15 protein-coding genes and 1 pseudogene are annotated in these 18,847 nt (G+C 60.4%); 3 read left to right on the forward strand and 13 right to left on the reverse strand.

Annotated elements, in window-relative coordinates; genetic code table 11:
• Positions 1-87 precede the first annotated feature (87 nt).
• The 6 genes from BUB69_RS03165 to BUB69_RS03190 are packed head-to-tail and all read right to left on the reverse strand — an operon-like array spanning position 88 to position 6,126.
• Entirely contained in the window at positions 88-864 is a 777-nt protein-coding gene (locus tag BUB69_RS03165; protein ID WP_073162282.1) for an ABC transporter ATP-binding protein, read from the reverse strand.
• Between the two features lie 5 nt (positions 865-869).
• Entirely contained in the window at positions 870-2,201 is a 1,332-nt protein-coding gene (locus tag BUB69_RS03170) for an ABC transporter substrate-binding protein (protein ID WP_073163203.1), read from the reverse strand.
• Positions 2,202-2,251: 50 nt separating this feature from the next.
• Positions 2,252-3,319: a branched-chain amino acid ABC transporter permease gene (locus BUB69_RS03175; protein ID WP_073162284.1), complete on the reverse strand. Its 1,068-nt coding sequence runs from the start codon at positions 3,317-3,319 to the stop codon at positions 2,252-2,254.
• A 21-nt stretch (positions 3,320-3,340) separates the two neighbouring features.
• Entirely contained in the window at positions 3,341-4,222 is an 882-nt protein-coding gene (locus tag BUB69_RS03180; RefSeq protein WP_073162287.1) for a branched-chain amino acid ABC transporter permease, read from the reverse strand.
• A gap of 3 nt (positions 4,223-4,225) precedes the next feature.
• A complete protein-coding gene (locus BUB69_RS03185) occupies positions 4,226-5,029 on the reverse strand; it encodes an ABC transporter ATP-binding protein (protein WP_073162289.1) in 804 nt (267 codons plus the stop codon).
• Complete coding sequence (locus BUB69_RS03190) at positions 5,026-6,126, reverse strand: AMP-binding protein (RefSeq protein WP_073162290.1); 1,101 nt, start codon at positions 6,124-6,126, stop codon at positions 5,026-5,028. Before BUB69_RS03190 ends, BUB69_RS03185 begins: the two co-directional genes overlap by 4 nt.
• Before the next feature lie 279 nt (positions 6,127-6,405).
• Between BUB69_RS03190 and BUB69_RS03195 the strand changes: the two genes are divergently transcribed.
• A complete protein-coding gene (locus BUB69_RS03195; RefSeq protein WP_073162292.1) occupies positions 6,406-7,638 on the forward strand; it encodes an acyl-CoA dehydrogenase family protein in 1,233 nt (410 codons plus the stop codon).
• 9 nt (positions 7,639-7,647) lie between these two features.
• Here BUB69_RS03195 and BUB69_RS03200 read toward each other — a convergent pair whose 3' ends face one another.
• The 6 genes and pseudogenes from BUB69_RS03200 to BUB69_RS29445 all read right to left on the reverse strand — a co-directional run.
• Positions 7,648-8,634 (reverse strand): ABC transporter permease, encoded by a 987-nt coding sequence (locus tag BUB69_RS03200; RefSeq protein ID WP_073162294.1) that lies wholly within the window; start codon positions 8,632-8,634, stop codon positions 7,648-7,650.
• The gene (locus BUB69_RS03205; protein ID WP_073162296.1) at positions 8,631-9,635 is read right to left on the reverse strand and encodes an ABC transporter permease; all 1,005 of its coding nucleotides are present in this window, start codon (positions 9,633-9,635) and stop codon (positions 8,631-8,633) included. Before BUB69_RS03205 ends, BUB69_RS03200 begins: the two co-directional genes overlap by 4 nt.
• Positions 9,622-11,178, reverse strand: a complete 1,557-nt coding sequence (locus tag BUB69_RS03210) for a sugar ABC transporter ATP-binding protein (protein ID WP_073162298.1) — start codon at positions 11,176-11,178, stop codon at positions 9,622-9,624. Before BUB69_RS03210 ends, BUB69_RS03205 begins: the two co-directional genes overlap by 14 nt.
• Positions 11,179-11,191: 13 nt before the next feature.
• Positions 11,192-12,196 carry a sugar ABC transporter substrate-binding protein gene (locus BUB69_RS03215; RefSeq protein ID WP_073162302.1) on the reverse strand — a complete coding sequence of 335 codons (1,005 nt, stop codon included), beginning with the start codon at positions 12,194-12,196 and terminating at the stop codon, positions 11,192-11,194.
• A 262-nt stretch (positions 12,197-12,458) separates the two neighbouring features.
• The gene (locus BUB69_RS29440; RefSeq protein WP_425439345.1) at positions 12,459-13,334 is read right to left on the reverse strand and encodes a methyl-accepting chemotaxis protein; all 876 of its coding nucleotides are present in this window, start codon (positions 13,332-13,334) and stop codon (positions 12,459-12,461) included.
• Positions 13,320-14,087: pseudogene (locus BUB69_RS29445) on the reverse strand (MCP four helix bundle domain-containing protein); the annotation flags it as partial. The gene BUB69_RS29440 and the pseudogene BUB69_RS29445, both read right to left, overlap by 15 nt.
• A 283-nt stretch (positions 14,088-14,370) precedes the next feature.
• On the opposite strand from BUB69_RS29445, the gene BUB69_RS03225 reads away from it, so the two are divergent.
• Positions 14,371-14,799: a VirK family protein gene (locus tag BUB69_RS03225; RefSeq protein ID WP_073162306.1), complete on the forward strand. Its 429-nt coding sequence runs from the start codon at positions 14,371-14,373 to the stop codon at positions 14,797-14,799.
• Positions 14,800-14,985: 186 nt separating this feature from the next.
• On the opposite strand, the gene BUB69_RS03230 is transcribed toward BUB69_RS03225, so the two are convergent.
• Positions 14,986-16,083 carry a catalase family protein gene (locus BUB69_RS03230; RefSeq protein WP_073162308.1) on the reverse strand — a complete coding sequence of 366 codons (1,098 nt, stop codon included), beginning with the start codon at positions 16,081-16,083 and terminating at the stop codon, positions 14,986-14,988.
• 221 nt (positions 16,084-16,304) lie between these two features.
• Between BUB69_RS03230 and BUB69_RS03235 the strand changes: the two genes are divergently transcribed.
• Positions 16,305-18,632: an FdhF/YdeP family oxidoreductase gene (locus BUB69_RS03235; protein ID WP_073162310.1), complete on the forward strand. Its 2,328-nt coding sequence runs from the start codon at positions 16,305-16,307 to the stop codon at positions 18,630-18,632.
• The last annotated feature ends 215 nt before the right edge of the window (positions 18,633-18,847 follow it).

Below are 18,847 nucleotides of genomic sequence, written 5' to 3' on the forward strand. Positions count from 1 at the left end.
AACGGGTTAAACCATTCTCTTAAAGTCGAATGCGCGTTCGCACAAGCAAATTGTTCGAACGCTGTTGCTGGACGTACAGCAGCACAATCAATGCGCTGCTGCGCCCAGGTAGTGGTGGTGGATGTCCTCACGCCCGGCCAGCTTCGTTGCGGTTCCGGACTCGACCACTCGCCCGTTCTCCAGCACATAGGCGTAGTGCGCGTGCGCCAGTGCAAGGCTGATATTCTGCTCGGCGACCAGCAGGCTAAGCCCTTCTTCCTGGTTCAGCCGCCCCAGAATGTCGAAGATCTCTTCCACCACCTGCGGTGCCAGCCCCATGGACGGTTCGTCCAGCAGCAACAGACGAGGTCCTGACATCAGCGCTCGCCCGATAGCCACCATCTGCTGCTCGCCGCCCGAGGTGTAGCCGGTCAGGCGCTTGCGCAACAGCTTCAGCCGTGGAAAGTAGCCGTAGACCTTGTCCAGTCGCGCGTGAAGCTCGGCCCGCGAAGGCTTGGCGACAAAGGCACCGACCAGCAGGTTCTGTTCGACACTCAGGTGCGTGAAGCAATGCCTGCCCTCCAGCACCTGCGCCAGCCCGTTACGGACCAGCACAGAGGGATCGCGGGTGGTGATCGCCTGGCCCTGATACTGAATCCGGCCACTCACTACCTCACCGCGTTCGGCCCGAACCAGACTGGAAATTGCCTTGAGGGTGGTGCTTTTGCCCGCCCCGTTGGCACCCAGCAACGCAACCATCTGGCCCTGCCGGACCTGCAGGCTGATCCCGCGCAAGGCGAGGATGGATTGTTCGTAGAACACCTCGACCTGCTCCACTGACAGCAGAACATCGGCAGACCGACTGGCGTGGGGGATCGAGCTCATGGGCCTTATTGCTCCTGACTGCAGTTGCGTGGCGTGATGCCTTTTTCCTTGGCGTATTGCGCGGCGGAGGCTTCGATGATCGGGCGCAACAAGGCACGGTCGGCCTGCACCCAGTCACTGATCAGGTTCCAGCGCTGCCCGTCCCACTGCTGAAAACGCACTGCACCGCCGCCCTCATGATCAGCGCAGGACAGCTTCAGCGGTTGCACCAGCCCCTTGGCACCCAATGCCTGCAGGCGAGCATCGTCGAGATTCAAATGTTCGAAGCCCCAGCGCACCTGCTCCCCGGTCAGTGGTTGATTGCCGAAACGGGCCTGAGCGATGCGCAGCGCTTCGACATTGAGAATGCCGTTTACCACGCCAAGGTTGTAGTACACGGTGCCGAACCGCTTGGCATCGGCCAGGTTGCCTTGCCCCTTGTCGAGCACCGCGCTCTTGATGCCTTGCAACACCGGGAAGTCAGTGCCGGACGGGTGTGTGGTGATCGAGATAAAGCCCTTGGCGGCGGCTCCTGCCGGAATCACGTCTTCTTCGGAGTTGCTCCAGATGTTGCCGATGATGTGATCCACCGGGAATCCGACCTTCTGCGCCGACTTCAACGCCACCGGGTTCATCACACCCCAGCCGCGCAGGATCACCCAATCCGGCTTGAGGCGACGAATGTTCAACCACTGCGATTGCTGTTCGTTGCCGGGATGCGGCACCTCCAGAGTCGTCAGCTCGAAGCCGTAATGGCTGGCCAGGGTTTCCAGTACGCCATTGGTTTCCTTGCCATAGGGCGAGCCGTGATAGAGCACGGCGATCTTCTTGCCCTTCAACGACTCAGGGCCGCCTTCGCGCTGGCCGATGTAATTGACGATGGCCGACACTTCGGAATACGGATTCAACTGCAACGGGAATACATAAGGGAACACACTGCCGTCGGTGGAATCCGTGCGTCCGTGGTTGATGGTGATCAGCGGCAGCTTGTCTGCCGTGGAGCGTTCAAGCGTGGCGTAAGCGATGCCGACCGACAGCGGATTGGTGGCCGCCGCTGGCGCGCCATTGAGCCCGCCTTTCAAGCGTTCGTAGCATTCGACGCCCTTCTCCACCACGTATTCGGTTTCGCACTCCGACCAGGTCAACTTGACGCCATTGACCCCACCCTGGGCGTTGACGTACTGCAGGTAGTCAATGAAGCCACCGAAGAAACCGGTGCCACCTGCCGCGTACGGCCCGACCCGATAACTTTGCAACGGAAAATATTGTTCGTTGGCGGCTTGAACGGTCGATACAAGTCCGCCAGTCAACAGGGCCAGCGCCAGCATCAGGCGTACTACGGATGTTCGGGGTTTCATGGGCAGATCCTTGAGCAGTTTGAGGGTGTAATGAATGAGAGAGCCACTGTTCAGTAGCGCAGCGGCCAGATCCGCGCACGCTGGCGAAACCTCTGCCACAGGCGCGCCAGCCCTTCGGGCTCCTTGATCAGGAAGGTGATGATCAGTGCGCCAAACAGCATTTTCTGGAGGTTTTCCAGCTGCCCCGAGTCGATCAGTCCGGCGGGCAGCAAGGCGCTGACATGCCCCAGCAGGATGGGCAGCAGCACGATGAACGCCGCACCGAAGAAATTGCCGGAGACACTGCCCAGCCCGCCGATAATGATGATGAACAGCACCTGAAAGGAGCGGTTCAGGTCAAAACCATGGGGCTCGACGGTCCCCAGATAGGCAAACGCCCACAGCGAACCGGCGATACCCAGATAAAAGCCACTGATGGCGAACGCCAGCAGCTTGGCCTTGAACAAACGGATACCGATCACCGCCGCGGCCGTGTCCATGTCGCGCACCGCCATCCAGGTTCGACCCAGTTCGCTACGGATCAGGTTGTTCGCCAGCCAGAACAGCGCCACCACCAGCGTCAGGGTCAGCAGATAGCGGCCTTGGGGTGAACTGAAATCCATCCCGGCCACGATCAGCGGTGGCGACGTGATCACGCCCGACGCGTTGTCGTGGGTGAACCAACTGAACCGCGTCAACACCCACTCGACCACGAACTGCGCGGCCAGGGTCGACACCAGCAGGTAGAAGCCTTTGATGCGCAGACTCGGTAGCCCGAACAGCAGCGCCACGGAGGCCGCGACCAGCCCACCGAAGACAAGCCCCAGCAGCAATGGCGTACCCGGCACGCGTAGCTGCAGGTTATAGGTGGCAAACGCCCCGACCGCCATGAACGCTGCCGAACCCAGCGACAGCTGCCCGGCGTAACCGGTCAGCAGGTTCAGGCCGAGGCCTGCCAGGGACAGCACCAGAAACGGCACCAGAATCGCGCTCAACCAGTAATCGTTGCCGGCAAGCGGCACGATGACAAAGGCAAATCCCAGCAACGCCGACAGCCCTATCCGGTCTTGGCGTAAACGGAAGAGGCGACGTTCAGCGGCGTAGGAGCCTGCCAGTTGTCCGGCTTCTCGATAAAGCATGACGATGATCCTTGTTGAAAGTCAGACGCGCTCGATGGCTCGCTCGCCGAACAGGCCAGCGGGACGCATCAACAGAAACAACAGGGCCAGCACGTACGGCACCCAGTTCTCGATACCGCTGCCGATGATCGGGCCGATGTAGATCTCCGCAAGCTTCTCGGCCGCGCCGATGATCAGGCCGCCCACGATGGCGCCGCCGATGGACGAGAAGCCGCCGATGATCAATACCGGCAACGCCTTGAGCACCACCAGCGACAGGGAAAACTGCACACCCAGTCGCGCGCCCCACAGCAGTCCCGCCACCAGCCCGACAAACCCGGCGACCGCCCAGACCACTGCCCAGATGCGCGGCAGGCGAATGCCCACCGCCTGTGCGGCCAACGGGTCGTCGGCTACGGCGCGCAGTGACAGGCCGATACGAGTGAGGTTGAACAGGACAGACAACGCGATGACCAGCACTGCAGCGGTACCTGCCGCGAACAGGTCGAACTGCGAGAGCAACATGCCGCGAATCTCAAGCGGCTCGTCAGGGATGCCCAGATCCAGCCCGTGGACCTGCGCGCCCCACAGCGCCTGTGCCAGCCCCTCGATCATGTACGACAGGCCCAGCGTGGCCATGAACAGGATGATCGGCGGACGATTGACCAGCGGCCGCAGCACCACCCGCTCGATCAGCAGCGCCAGCACCACCATGCTCGCCAGCGTCGCCAGAAACGCCCAGCCGAACGGCAGACCGCGCTCCAGCAGGCTGACGAACGTCAGGGCGGCGAACAGTACCATCGCACCCTGAGCGAAGTTGAACACGCCCGAGGCCTTGTAGATCAGCACGAAACCGATCGCCACCAGCGAATACATCACCCCGGCCAGCAACCCGCCAATCAGCACTTCAAAGAAAAATTCCATGGTTTACTGGCCTCCCGCCACATAAGAACGACGAGTGCCGAGATAAGCGGCAATCACCTGCGGGTCGTTGCGCACCCGCTCGGGCGTGCCGTCACCAATCTTGCGGCCGTAATCCAGCACCACGACGTGATCGCTGAGGCCCATCACCACACCGATGTCATGCTCGATCAGCACGATCGTGGTACCCAGTTCGCGGTTGATGTCACGGATGAACTGGCTCATCTCGACTTTCTCTTCAGCGTTCATGCCCGCCATCGGCTCGTCCAGCAACAGCAGACGCGGCTCGGCCGCCAGCGCCCGCGCCAGCTCAACGCGCTTTTGCAGGCCATAAGAAAGCTTCCCGACCAGCACATGGCGCCACGGGTGAATGCGCAGGAACTGAATCACCCGTTCGGCGTGTGCGCGTTGTTCGTCGTCTTCGGCAGGCGCGCGGCCGATACGCAGCATCTGCTCCACCCAGGTACTGCGGCGCTTGAGGTTGCGCCCCGTCAACACGTTGTCCAGCACACTCATGCCCTTGAACAAGGCGAGGTTCTGAAAGGTGCGGGCGATGCCGCGCTCGGCTGCCTGATGGGGACGCATGCGCGTGCGGGTCTTGCCCGCGTATCGAATGGAGCCGCTTTGCGCCCGATAAACACCATTGATCACGTTGAGCAGTGAGCTTTTGCCAGCGCCGTTGGGCCCGATCAAGGCGCAGATTTCCCCTGCGGCCACTGAGAAACTGATTGAAGTAACGGCTTTTACGCCCTTGAAAGACAAGGAAATATCGTCGAGCGCCAGCAAAGGTGTAGACGGGCTTGCGCTCATGACGACGCCCCCAGCGGAACCGGCAGTTGATCATCGGAAACGGCCGTTCTGACCCTCGACGGGATTGGCGCCGGTGTATCCAGGGTACGAGGCCGAATACCCAGCGCGGCAAAGAACGCCTCGCAGGGCGGCGTCAGAGCCTCACCCACCAGCAGCGGTTTGCTCAGACGGCTCATCCCCAGCACATCCAGCAATGGACGGCGGATCAGCCAGTGCCCGAGGCTGCGCCTGATCACGCCTTGGGCGGGGACCATTGCCCACTGATACAGCGCATGGGCGAACGTGCCCGGCAGCGGCAACCGCTCTCGCGCCCAAAGCTCCAGCCGCGCATAGGACTCACGCGTGCCCAGCACCAGCGTGGGCCCCAGTTCACGGCGGTCGTTATCGCGAGTGCTCAGCGCTTCGGGGATATTCAGACAGAAACCGGCGACCAGCCAGGGCGCTAACAGATAGCGGGCCTGGCCGCTGGCGGCAAACACGCGGGCCGCCAGTGCCTGGTCGCGATCAGTGATGGCCTGGGTGTAGATCAGTTGCTGCGCACCGTCGAGCAATTCACCATGGCTCAGGTGTTGTTGCACGCCCTCAGGCGTCTGGAACACGAACGCGCAGTCTTCGGAACGGGTTACGGGCCAGACAACGTTGCCAGGAGCATGATTCAGCAACGTGCCGTAATCGATGAAGCGTGCATCCTGGGCATCGTGCAGGCCTCGTGTGTCCAGAACAATCACCACGCCAGGTTCGACATCGCGAAGCTGGGCGACAGCCTCCAGGTCCTGCACCACTGCATAACGGGGCTTCAATGCCAGCAGCCCCTGTTTGTTATCCACCAAAGGCTCGACCAGACTGACACTGCCACCCAACGCCTGCGCCGCCAGCGTCAGCAGCAACGTTTCGGTCCTCGCGTCACTGATGATCACCAGGCAATCCGTCGCCTTGAACCCCTTCATCTGAAGCGCCTCGGCCAACGGTTCAACGTCCTGCGCCAGTTTGCCCCAACTGCGGGTGTGCCAGATACCCAGTTGCTTGTAGCGCAGGGCCGTCTGTTTGTTGCGCGTCTGCGCCTGGAACAGCAGCGCCTGATGCAGTGAATGATGCATGAAAGCTTCCGTCGAAAATGGGTCGAAGGAGCCATAGCAGCGAACGTGCCATACCGGGAAAGACAGGCAGATCAACGACTTGCGAGGTCTGATGAGAGCCGGCTGCTGTCCGGTTTGCAGTCAAGCTGTTGCGGCGCTGTTGCAAGGCCAACAGCTGCAACCTGACTACAAAAAAATAGCCTTTAAAATCAATGAATTAAGTTCAGGCACAGAGTATGCAGAGCGGTGAGCGACCCTTCATTGGCCACGTGCCAATCTTCTAGCGTTCAGGAGCACTGCATGACTTTGTCCAACACCCCACTGTCGCTTGGAACCGACTACGAAAGCCTCGCCAACCGCTTCCGCCCGATCTTCCGTGAGATCAGCGCAGGCGCGGTGGAGCGCGAAAAAGGCCGCGCCCTGCCCCACGAACCGATTGCCTGGCTCAAACAGGCAGGCTTTGGCGCGGTTCGGGTGCCCAGGGAGCATGGCGGCGGCGGTGCCTCGGTCGGCCAGCTGTTTCAGTTACTGATCGAGCTGGCTGAAGCGGATTCGAATATTCCACAAGCGTTGCGCGCACATTTTGCCTTTGTCGAAGACCGCCTGAATGCCCCCGCCAGCCCGGACAGGGACAAATGGTTCGCGCGCTTTGTCGCAGGCGATCTGGTCGGCAACGGCTGGACCGAAGTCGGTTCGGTGAAGATTGGCGACGTGATCACCAAGGTCAGTGCGCAGGGCGATGGCTTTGTGCTCAACGGCCGCAAGTTCTACAGCACCGGCAGCATTTTCGCGGACTGGATCGATGTGTACGCGCAGCGTGCCGACACCGGTGCCGACGTGATCGCCGTGGTCGATGCACATCATGCCGGTGTGCGTCACAGCGACGACTGGGACGGGTTCGGCCAGCGCACCACCGGCAGCGGCACCTCGGTGTATGAGAATGTGCCGCTGCCTGCCGAACACGTCATCCCGTTCGAACAACGCTTCAAGTACCAGACGGCGTTCTATCAGTTGGTGTTGCTGGCCGTGCTGGCAGGCATTGGCCGGGCCATTGAGCGCGATATCGCCCAGCAGGTACGTGACCGCACGCGCGTGTTCAGCACCGGCAACGCCGACAGCGTCAGTCAGGATTCGCAGGTGCAACAGGTGGTCGGGCAGATTGCAGCACAGGTCTATGCAGCCGAGGCGGCGACGCTGCGTTCGGCAGAACCCCTGCAACGCGCTTACGTGGCTCGCTTCGGGAATGATGCGCAGCAGGAAAAAGACGCCAACATCGCCGCTGAAATCGAAACCGCCAAGGCGCAAGTAATTGTTTCGGAACTGGTGCTGCGCGCAGCCACTGACCTGTTCAATGCCTTGGGCGCATCGGGCGTCAGCGTCAACAAGGCGCTGGACCGTCACTGGCGCAACGCCCGCACAGCGGCCTCGCACAATCCGCTGATCTACAAGGCTCGCATCGTGGGCGACTGGCGCATCAACGGGACCGAACCACCGTATGTCTGGCAGATCGGCAACGGCTCGGGCAAAGCCTGAGCCGCTGTCCTATTGAGCACGATTTAGCAGGTGGCGACTGGCGAAACTGAAGGCCAGCACCAGAAAAATCAGCGCCCCGGTCGCCACCTGCTGCCAATAGAAATTCCAGCCGATAAGCAGCAGTCCGTTGGCGATCACGTTGATGAACAGCACGCCCAGCAACGTCCCGACGATATTGGGGCGTCCCTGACGGCTCAGCGTGGTGCCCATGAACACCGCGCCGATGGCGCTGATCAGATAAGCGTTGCCTGACATCGGCACGTAGGCGTTGACGGTCGAACTGAGCACAATCCCCGCCACCGCGCAGGCCAGTGCGCTGCCAATGAACACCTGAACAGCAATGCGCCGCGTCGAGAGGCCCGAGTAATACGCCAGTTGCGGCTGTGTCCCTAGCGCCAGAATCTCACGCCCCAGACGCCCCCGCGCCAGCACCAGCCCATAAACGCCGGCCAATAACGCGACCAGCCAGACCGGGAACGGCACGCCTAAAATCACCAGACCGGTAATGCCGGGCAACACACCCTGAGCGATGTAGATGGGTTGCCCGCCGTCCGACAACAACTGCTGCACGCTGGTGCCGATGAACAGCGTGCCCAGTGTTGCCAGAAACGGCGAGATGCGCAGGCCGGCAATCAACAGCGCATTGAACATCCCTGCCGCTGCACCCGCCAACAAGGCGACGACGACCGCAACGACCCACCCATGACCGCCATTGAGCGCGACCACGAACGCCAGACTGGCGAAGTCCACGGCAGTGCCCACCGACAGATCGATGCCGCCAGCCGCCACTGCCCAGGTCATGCCGACGGCGATGATCGCCAGCAGCAAGAAATTGTTCAGGATCAGGCTCGACAGGTTGCCCCAGCTCAGGAAACCCGGTGCCTGCAGTGCAAAAAACGCCAGAATGATCAACACCAGCACCGGCAGTGTGGCCGTCAACAGATGCGGCAGAATGCCGGGGCGTGTCGATGAAGCAGTCAAAGCCAGCGTTCTCATTGTTCACCCTCCGGTTGGCCGACGGCACCGGAAAAGGCCACCACCAGCAAAATCAGCACGCCTTGCACACCGTTGACCCAGAAGCTGGAAATGTTCAGCAACTGAAAACCATTGATGAGAAAGCCCAACAACAGGGTCGCCAGCAAGGTGCCGGGAATATTGGCGGTCAGGCGTCTGGAGAACACCGAACCGAGAAAGGCAATCGCCACCACCGACAGCAGCATGTCGCCAGAGCCCGTCGTGCTGCCGCTGAACATTGCCGCTGAACAGAACGCGCCCAACGCGGCGCAAAGCCCGGCAATCAGGTAAGTGGAAAACACATAGCCTTGAGGATTCAAACCGGCCGCCCTGGCCGCCAAGGGGTATTCTCCGATGGCGTACAAGCGCAGCCCCCAGGCGCTGTGATGAATGACGAGGTGCAGCGCGGCGGTCACGCTCAACAGCATCCAGGCCAAGGCCGGTACGCCCAGCCATTCACCCGCTGCCAGCAGTTCCAGTAGCTCAGAGTCGGTTGCCAGCACCGTGTTCTGAGTCAGTACCAGCTCCAGCCCTGCGACCAGATTCATGCTCGCCAGCGTTGCCAGCAAAGGTGGCAATCTGAGAAGCACCACGGCCAGACCATTCAACGCACCGACCAGCACACCACAGGCCAGCGTAAGCGCGACGGCTTGCCAGGTGCCCAGCCCTGCGTTGTTGAGGCTGCTATAGACGGCCGCGCATAGCCCCAGGTTGGCCGCCAGCGACAGGTCCAGCCCGCCACGGACCACGTTGGAGCCTCCACCGATAACCACGCAGGTCAGGCCCAGCGCAAGAATGCCCAGCACGGCCGATTGGGCAAACACGTTGCTGATGTTACCGATACTGAGAAAGTTCGGCGCACCGAAAGCAAAGCCCAGCAGGATGATCAGAAACACCAGCAACGAGCCGCGCTGCGCCAGGCGCAGCAGCCAGTCTGCTGAAAAACCGGACGGCTGACGAATGGAAACCTCAGGCACGGACATGTTTGCGCTCCTCATGGGCATGATCAATGACTGCAGGGCGCTCCGTGGCACCGGTGGCACAAGCCAGCAACTGATCGCTGTCGGTGGTGCATGCATCGAACTCACCCGCGATACGGCCCCGATGCAGCACGACAATGCGCTGGGTGATGCCGATCAGTTCCGGCAGGTCAGACGACAGCACCAGAACGGCCGCGCCGCTTTCGGCAAGCCGGGCAATCAGCCGATAGATTTCGGTCTTGGCCCCGATGTCGACCCCCACACTCGGCTCGTCCAGCAGGTACAACGACGAATGTCGGCTGAGCCATTTGGCTAACGCCACTTTCTGCTGATTACCACCACTGAGCGACTGCACCACGCTGCCCTGCCCCGAGGTTTTGATCGCCAGCTCATCGATGAGCCGTTCGCTCTCGCGAACCTGCGCCTTGCTGTCCAATAGCCCCCAACGGGAGAACCGATCGAGGCTGGCCAGTGTGATGTTCTCCAGCACCGACAGCGCCGGAGCCACGCCATGACTGCGACGTTCTTCGGGCACCAGCGCGATGCCGTGACGGACCGCATCCCGCGGTGACTTCAGGTGCAGCGGCTTGCCATTGAGCAGCAGTTGGCCGCGTGCAGGCTTGACCAGCCCGAACAGGCTCTTGAGCAATTCCTTCGCGCCGGAGCCGACCAGCCCTGTGAGCCCGATCACTTCGCCGCGCCCCACCGTCAGATCAATACCGTCGTAAGCGTTGCCTGCCGACAACCCTTTGAGCTCAAGAACCGGCGGCCCCGGAGTCGTTTTTGCCCGCAAATACAGCTCGCCCACCTCACGATTGACCATCAAGCGGGCGATCTGCGCCGTGCTGGTCACCGCCGGATCAACCACGGCGACGTTACGTCCGTTGCGCAATACCGTGACCTGATCGCAGAGCGATTCGATTTCCTGCAGGTAATGCGAAATGTACAGAATCGTCAGCCCGTCATGACGCAGGCGGCGCACGATGGACAGCAAACGATCGACTTCCCGCTTGACCAGCGACACGCTCGGCTCGTCGAACACCAGTATGTCGGGCTTGGCGATCAGTGCGCGGATGATCTGCACAATCTGCCGTTGAGCGCTGTCCAGATCACGGATCAGCGCTCCTTTCGGAAATTCCATAGCGAAATAATCATGGAGCAGCCTTGCGGCCTCGCGCTCCTGAGCGCGGCGATCCACCAGCAGGCCGCGCTTGATTTCCTGACCGAAGAACAGCGCTTCACCGACGGTAAAACTGCCGGGCAGCAAACGCTCCTGATGAATGAACTGCACGCCCAGCGCCTCGACCTGACGGGGCGTGAAGGCATCAAAGGACTGACCCTGTACGCTCAGGCTGCCTTCGTCGGCCTTATGAATGCCCGCCAGCACCTTGATCAACGTGGATTTGCCTGCGCCGTTTTCACCCACCAGGCCATGAATGGTTCCGGGCTCGACCCGCAGATCGACCCCGTCCAGCGCCTGGGTCGCGCCGAAGCGTTTGCGGATGCCTTGCAGGTGCAAGGCCGGCGGTGACGTCACTGAAGTCATGGTCAACTCCTGATCAATTATCGCCCCGAAGCTGCTGCACTTCAGGCAGATTGTTGGCGGTGGTCAGCAAGGTAGGCACCTGAGTTTCCTTGGGCAGATCATGCTGTCCGGCCAGATAGCGCGCGACGTTCTGCACAGCGGTCTTGCCGATCAGCACCGGCTGTTGCGCGACCACTGCACCAATCGGTGAATCAGTGCGGCCGAGCAGTTCCAGCACTTCGGGCGTGCCGTCTACGCCGTAGGTCTTGATCTCGGTGCGTCCTGCATCGATCAGCGCCTTGCTGGCACCCAGTTGCGGAATGTCCCACGCCGACCAGATGGCCGCGACGCTGCCTTTGGGGTATTTGTTGAGCAAGGCCGAGACCTGCGAATAGGCGTCCTGGACCGTATTGGGGATGACATCACGCAGCTCAGGCTCGATGATCTTCAGCTCGGGATGATCCTTGAGCGCCAGCTTGAGCTGGTCATAGCGAATCGCGCAGACCGGCACGCCGTAGAAACCGTTGAACACCAGAATGTTGCCCTTGCCGCCGGTATCCTTGATCAACTGCCCGGCCAGCGCCTTGCCCGTGGCAACATTGTCGGATGTGGTGTTGTTGAGGCTGTACTGCGATGGCGCATCAATGGTGAACAACGGAATGCCCGCTTTGCTGATGCGCTTGAGCCAGGGATCGATGACGCTCAGGGTGCCCAGGGTCTGAATCACTGCGTCCGGCTTTTGTGTGATCACGGTCTGCAACTGGTTCACCAGATTCTTGTCATTGCGTCCGGCATCAAGCGTGATCGGCGTGCCCCCCAGACGTTTGACCTCATCGACCTGCGCCTGAAACGCCTTGATATCGAAGTAATGACTGGTGCCGGTCATGCTGATCGCGATGCGCTTGCCTGCCAGCGATGGAACGGTGCTGTCATCGGCGTGTGCAGACATGCCCATGCAGACAGACATCAGGGTCAGCGCCAGTACAGGCCACAGTTGGCTGAAACGATTGGAAGTCGAAGGTAGAACGGCATCGGGCATCGGGGTAACTCCGCAGATTCAGGACAGGAATCCAGGGAGCAGTGCACAGGTCGTGCCCGGGCGGCATGTCGCGTGATGAGCGTCGCTGCGAGGCTCAGTCCTTAGGGCTTTCGGCGCTTGCGCTTGATAGCGATCAAGCGTCTTGCGGGCGCAATAAGAAGCCGAATAACCGACGGTGCTGTGCAAATTGCCGATCTGCTGTTGCGCTAACAACAGCAGATTGATGAGCCAGCACCCCGCATGAACTCAAGCTAATACGCAATCAACGCAACGTGAACTGCCCCAGTGTGGTGTTCAAACCGTTGGCCAGTTCTGCCAGCGAATGGCTGGCGCTGCCGGTCTGTCCGGTACGTACCGCCGACTGCGCTGACAGGTCACGAATACGTACCAGATTGCGATCCACTTCGCGGGCGACCTCTGCCTGTTGCTCCGAGGCGGTGGCAATCAGGGTGTTTCGCTCGTCGATGACGGCAACCGATGTTGCAATCAACGCCAGCGCCGCATTGGCTGACTCAGCCTGTTGCCGGGTCTTTTGCGCCTGCTCGGTGCTGACCTCGAGGGCGTTCAGGGTGCTTTGAGTGCCCTGCTGAATATGCCCGATCATGGTTTCAATCTCGCGGGTCGACTCGCTCGTGCGATGCGCCAGCGCACGCACTTCGTCGGCAACTACGGCGAAACCTCGTCCGGCGTCCCCGGCGCGTGCGGCCTCGATAGCTGCGTTGAGGGCCAGCAGGTTGGTCTGCTCCGACACAGCACGGATGACGTCCAGCACCTTGGTGATGTCCAGCGTCCGGGTCGCTAGCGACTTGGCTTCAACCGAGGCGGTGCCGACGTTCTGCGTCAGTTCAAGGATTGACTTGACAGTGTGGTCGAGCTCTTCCTGCCCTTGGCGTGCCGAGGCCGAAGACGCTTTAGACTCTTGCGACGTGGTCACGGCATTGCGCGCCACCTCGTCCACGGCCTGACTCATCTCGGTCACCGCCGTCGCCGCCATTTCGATCTCGCTGTTTTGCGCCACCAGATCGTTGTTGCTGTCGACAATCAGCGCGTTCATTTCCTCGGTCGCCGAGGCCAGTTGATGAGCCGCGTCGCCCACGTGGGTCAATGTCTTGCTCAGGTTCAGGCGCATCTGCTCCATGGACTGCAGCAGCAGGGCCGCCTCATCAGTGCCTGAGCGATCCACGCCGGTCGGTCGCAAGTCTCCGGAAGCAATGGTTTCCGTCGTGTGCAACGCCTGGCTGATAGGCACCGAAAGACTGCGAGACAGACGCCAGGCCAGCAACACCGTCAGCAATACCGCCAGCAGCATCACCGCGAATGTGATGGTGAATGCACTGTTGTAAACGTCGGTGGCGCTGGCACTGGAGTCGGCCTCCGAGTCGTCGTTGAGCTTTTCCAGCTTGCCAATCAACGCCTCCATGTTTTCAGCCACGGTCTTCATCTCGACCCAGGCCACTTGCTGACCGTTGTCGATCTGATTGCCCTTTACCAGTTGATAGACACGTTCGGCGCCATCGGCATAAGACTGATAACCGGCGCTGAGCTGGTTAATCAATGAGCGTTCGTCCTCGGATGTGATCAAGGGGGTATAGGCTTGAATGGCTTTCTGGAAACCAGCCTTTTTCTCTTGCAACTCCGAATGCACCTGATCCACCTGTTCGGCACTACGGGTCGAGAGTATTTTCATCGCGACAGTACGGGTTTTCTCGATTGCCAGCGCGATGTCATCGCCCAACGCAATCCCTGGAAGTGAATCGTTCTCGATCTCCAGCGACTGTTCACGAATGCTGCGCAGCTGTTGAAGACTGAAGGCACCCAGCCCGATGACAAGAACCACCATCAATGTAAAGCAGACGGCCGTTCTGACGGCAATTTTCAGCTGTCTCAACATTTCGAATCCTCTTCCCTGTTACGACGACACTATTGGCGCCTTAACGTGTATCGGCGGATGCCTGAAAAGGATGACGGTGCGTACTTCCGGAAATCACATCACACACAACCCGTCCGTGCGCAGTGGCACATGCCACCGTCACAAGAGGCCCACTGCGCAAAAGTGTTGTGGTAGCGTTCGCGCTGCTCGATCAACCCGGACTTGACTGGCCTCAGCCGTCCGTGAAAAACCCGGTATCCGTGTCGACTTGTTGGCCAGTCTGCATTGCTGGAGATTCAACGTCATGAAACGCTATTGCGCTGCATTCCTTGCCCTGTCCCTGCCCGCCTGTGCCTTCGCTGGCGATGCGCTTCCCGATCTTTCCGCCATCACCAAAGCCCTTAACACCGGTGAGTCGGTATCGGTGGTGATCGACCTCGGCCAATGCACGTCCTCGATCAAGGGCGCCGAACCCTCCAAAACCCAAGGTGGCAAACGCATCGATTCCTACCGCATCACGCCTGACGGTGCATTGGCTTTTTCGGACACGCACTTCACGCTGGATCGTGATAACAAGCCCATCGAGCAATTCATCCGCTACCGCGTGCGTCCCGACGGCACAGCCGACTTCAGCATGACCACGCTCACTGTGCCCGGCTATCAGCCGGTGGGTCAGGCGGTGAGCTTTGACTGTGCGGTGGGCAAGGGATTGAGTTTCTTCGCGTCGAAGTGATGCTCATCCATGAGCCAGACACGCGTGGCGGCAGGGTGAACACCCGATTCGCCTGGCTGCCGCGCTGGTCGCTGGATGTTTTCATTACTGCGTTGTTCGTGATCATCGCGCCGGGTCGCAGGCGCTTGCCTGCGAGCCAATACGCTCGACACAGATGTCGAGCGAGGCTGAAAGCTTCAGCGAAAATCAGCGTGGCTCGTGAATCGGGCATCCATTGTGCTGCGCCCTGAAGCCTGAGGACGCTTCATACGCCGGCTTGCGTACCCGCATCACGCCGCCCAATGGTCGATGAGCAGCCAGCCCGTGCCACGGGCTGAACGCCATCCCGTCGTCCATCGCCTGGATCTTCTCACTGCTCCAGGCAGGTTGTGGCTCGACCTCGAGACGTGCGACCGTCACGTAAGGACTCAACGCTTCCGGCCACTGAACCGATGCGTCCTCGATCGGCATTTTTTCAAGGTCGGTTGCCAGCTGCACGCGCACCTCCCACGTACCGCCCTGCTGAGCAAAATAAGCGCTGACTGCTTCGCGCAGGCCATCAGGGTTGCCGCCAAAATCAACATAGGCATCGGTCAACGCCGTCAGGCCTGGCGAAACCGGCACCACCGCCAGCTTGGCGTAATAGCGGCCATAGAGCATCGGAACGACGCTTGAGAAGCTTTCCCCCAGAATATGGGTCTGTGGGTGACCGCCCAGGCTCTTGAGCGTGCCACTTTCTCCGCCCATGGATTCAATGGTCGACTCCACACCCCGCAGCAACGCCGAAAATGCTTTTTTAAGGCCAGGTGCCTTGTCAGTGGTCTTGGCCAGCAGCTTGAGGGTTCGCAAAAACGCCTTTGGCGTGGCGGCAGTAAACGCTTTTGCGTTTTGCATCACAAAATCCTGAGTCACCTGCCCTTCGCTGCCTGGCAGCCGCGGACCTTCGACGCCCACGATCTTGATCGCCAGGCCGCGTGGAGTGGAAACCTTGTCGTCGAGAATGTCCCCGGGGTTGGTGGAAAAACGCATGGCAACCGGCAGCGTTACCAGTTTTGCAAAGGCACCCTGTGCCAGCTCTTCGGGCAGATCGTCGAGTACCGTCATGTGCCCACGCAGCAGTCCATGTGCCTTGGCGTGAACGCTGCGCGTGGCATGGCCATTGTCCGCGTAAGTGGTCTGAAGAATGGAGTCCAGCGCCTTCACCAGTTCTTCACTGGTGTGTGCTTCATCATCCGGGATCTGTTCGAATGAAGGCTCGAACGGCAGCGGTTTCACTGCCAGGCGTACTGCGGGCAAATCGCTCATCGGGTCTATCTCCACGGGGCATCGTGCACGGAATGTTTCTTCTGCCTTCAGACACGGTACTGATGGCACTCTGGGCTGTTGAACGCCATTGCCCCGAAGCCGTTCCCTGCACACCGGACAAATGCGGACCAACGGCACAGCCGCAAAATCCGCTGAACCTTTCTCCAGTCGGCCTCGTCCCAGCCTAATCAAGCAGCCTGCTGATTAGCCTGGAGCGACCGATGCTGATTTACCCCAAAACCCGTTTCAAACCCTATACCAACGCCAGCGGCGGCTGGGGTTCGGCGAAATCGGTGGCACAAATCCTGTGGCGCGAGCAGGCGCTGGCCAAGGCACCTGTGGCCTTGTTCAAGCTGAACAAACCTGATGGTTTCGCCTGTGTCAGTTGCGCCTGGGCCAAGCCCGGTCACCCTCGCGCACTGGAATTCTGCGAGAACGGCGCCAAGGCCACCGCCTGGGAGCTGACCTCCAAAAAAACCGACCCGGCCTTTTTCGCCAAACACACGCTCAGTGAATTACGCGGCTGGGCGGATTACGATCTGGAGCAACAGGGCCGCCTGACTCACCCTTTGCGCTACGACGCGCAAAGTGACCGCTATCGGGAAACGTCATGGGAAGAGGCCTACCAGGACATTGGCGCTCAGCTCAAAGGACTGGAGCCGGACAGCGTGGTGTTTTACGCATCCGGGCGTGCCTCGCTGGAAACCTCGTTCATGTACCAGTTGTTCGCCCGCGCCTACGGCACCAACAACCTGCCTGACAGCTCCAACATGTGCCACGAAAGCACCTCGGTCGGCTTGCAGGAAAGCATCGGCGTACCCATCGGCACTGTCACGCTGGACTACTTCGAACACACCGACTGCCTGTTTTTCTTTGGTCAGAACGTTGGCAGCAATAGCCCACGCATGCTTCACCAGTTGCAGGAAGCCCGGCAGCGCGACGTGCCTATCATTACCTTCAATCCACTGCGCGAGCGAGGGCTGGAGCGCTTCGTCAATCCGCAGTCGCCCATAGAAATGCTGGTCCCCGGTTCAACCGTGATCAGCACGCAGTATCATCAGGTGGCAACCGGGGGTGACACAGCAGCTATAACCGGGATCGCCAAGGCGTTGCTGGCCCTGGAAGATGAGGCGTCCGCAAAAGGTACGGCACCGGTCCTCGATCACGCGTTTATCGCCAGCCATACCCAAGGCTTTGACGCCTTCACGGACTATGTACGGCGTAGCACCTGGCCCGAACTCGAGCGCCAGAGCGGGCTGACCCGAGGTGCGCTGGAAGCGGCGGCCACCGTCTACGCCCGCAGTCACCGCGTGATGTTCGTCTACGGAATGGGCATCACCCAGCATCGGCGTGGCGTGACCAATGTTCAGATGTTGGTGAACCTGATGCTGATGCGCGGCAATATCGGTAAACCGGGGGCTGGCATTTGTCCGGTGCGCGGTCATTCCAATGTGCAGGGCCAGCGAACCGTGGGCATTACCGAGGATCCGAAAAAAGTACCGACGCAGCTTATCGAGCAACACTTTGGCTTCAAGGTGCCCCAGCAGCACGGCATGGCCACCGTCGACGCTTGCGAAGGCATACTCGATGGTCGCGTGCGTGGTTTTATTGGCCTGGGCGGTAACTTCCTGCGAGCGATTCCCGACACCTCACGCATGGAGCCTGCGTGGCGAGGGTTGGCGTTGAGCGTTCAGATCGCCACCAAGCTCAATCGCACCCACCTGGTGCCTGCACACAACACTTGGCTGCTGCCGTGCCTGGGGCGCATCGAAATTGATCGACAAGGCGGCGTTGAACAAACCTACACCACCGAAGACAGTACCGGCTGCATTCACGGCTGGAAAGGCAGTGCCGAGCCGGTCGGCCCTCATGTGCGAGCAGAAACCGGTATCGTCGCGGCCCTGGCCATGGCCACCCTGCCCGACGGCCACTCCATCGACTGGCAAGCCTGGAGCAATGACTATTCCCGAGTCAGAACCGCCATTGGCAAGGTCTATCCGGAAATCTTCCATGACATGGAAACGCGCATGAAAGAACCGGGCGGATTCCACCGCCCCATTGCCGCCGCTCGGCGCGAGTGGCTGACCGAGAGTGGCAAGGCGCAGTTCATCACGCCAGCCTCGCTGTTGGAAGATGATGACGTCACACCTCCTGAACCAGCACGAGACGTGCTGCAACTGATGACGCTGCGCAGCAACGACCAGTTCAACACCACCATCTACGGTTACGAAGATCGCTTTCGCGGCGTTAGCGGCACTCGCGAAGTGATCTTCATGCACGACAACGACATCACCCGCCTGGGTTTCAAAACGGGCGACCGCGTGTGGCTGACCACTGCGGTAGAGCCTGAAATCAAACGCCAGGTCGGGCCTTTCGAAATCATCGCCTACAACATTCCCGAAGGCTGCGCCGGGGCCTATTACCCGGAGTGCAACACGTTGATTCCCGTATGGCACCACGCCGAACGCAGCAAAGTGCCTGCGGCAAAATCAGTGCCGATAAGACTGACCTCTGTGCAAGCGCATGAAGCGACAGCGCAAATGCCGTAAGAGCGCAGTGAAGCCACACCGGCACCTGCCCCGACCTGTTCGGGGCTTTTTTTTGCCGCGTTGATACACAAAACGCCCACTGCCTTCAGTGCTCGACTGCTGACACGCCAGGCAGGGCCGTAACGACAAATTGACTGGCATTAATGTAGTGGCAACTATAGAATTGCGGCGTTATGTATCGATCACTACGTAATTCTTATCAAAACTTGAACGAG

The organism is Pseudomonas asturiensis (genome assembly GCF_900143095.1).
GTDB lineage: Bacteria > Pseudomonadota > Gammaproteobacteria > Pseudomonadales > Pseudomonadaceae > Aquipseudomonas > Aquipseudomonas asturiensis.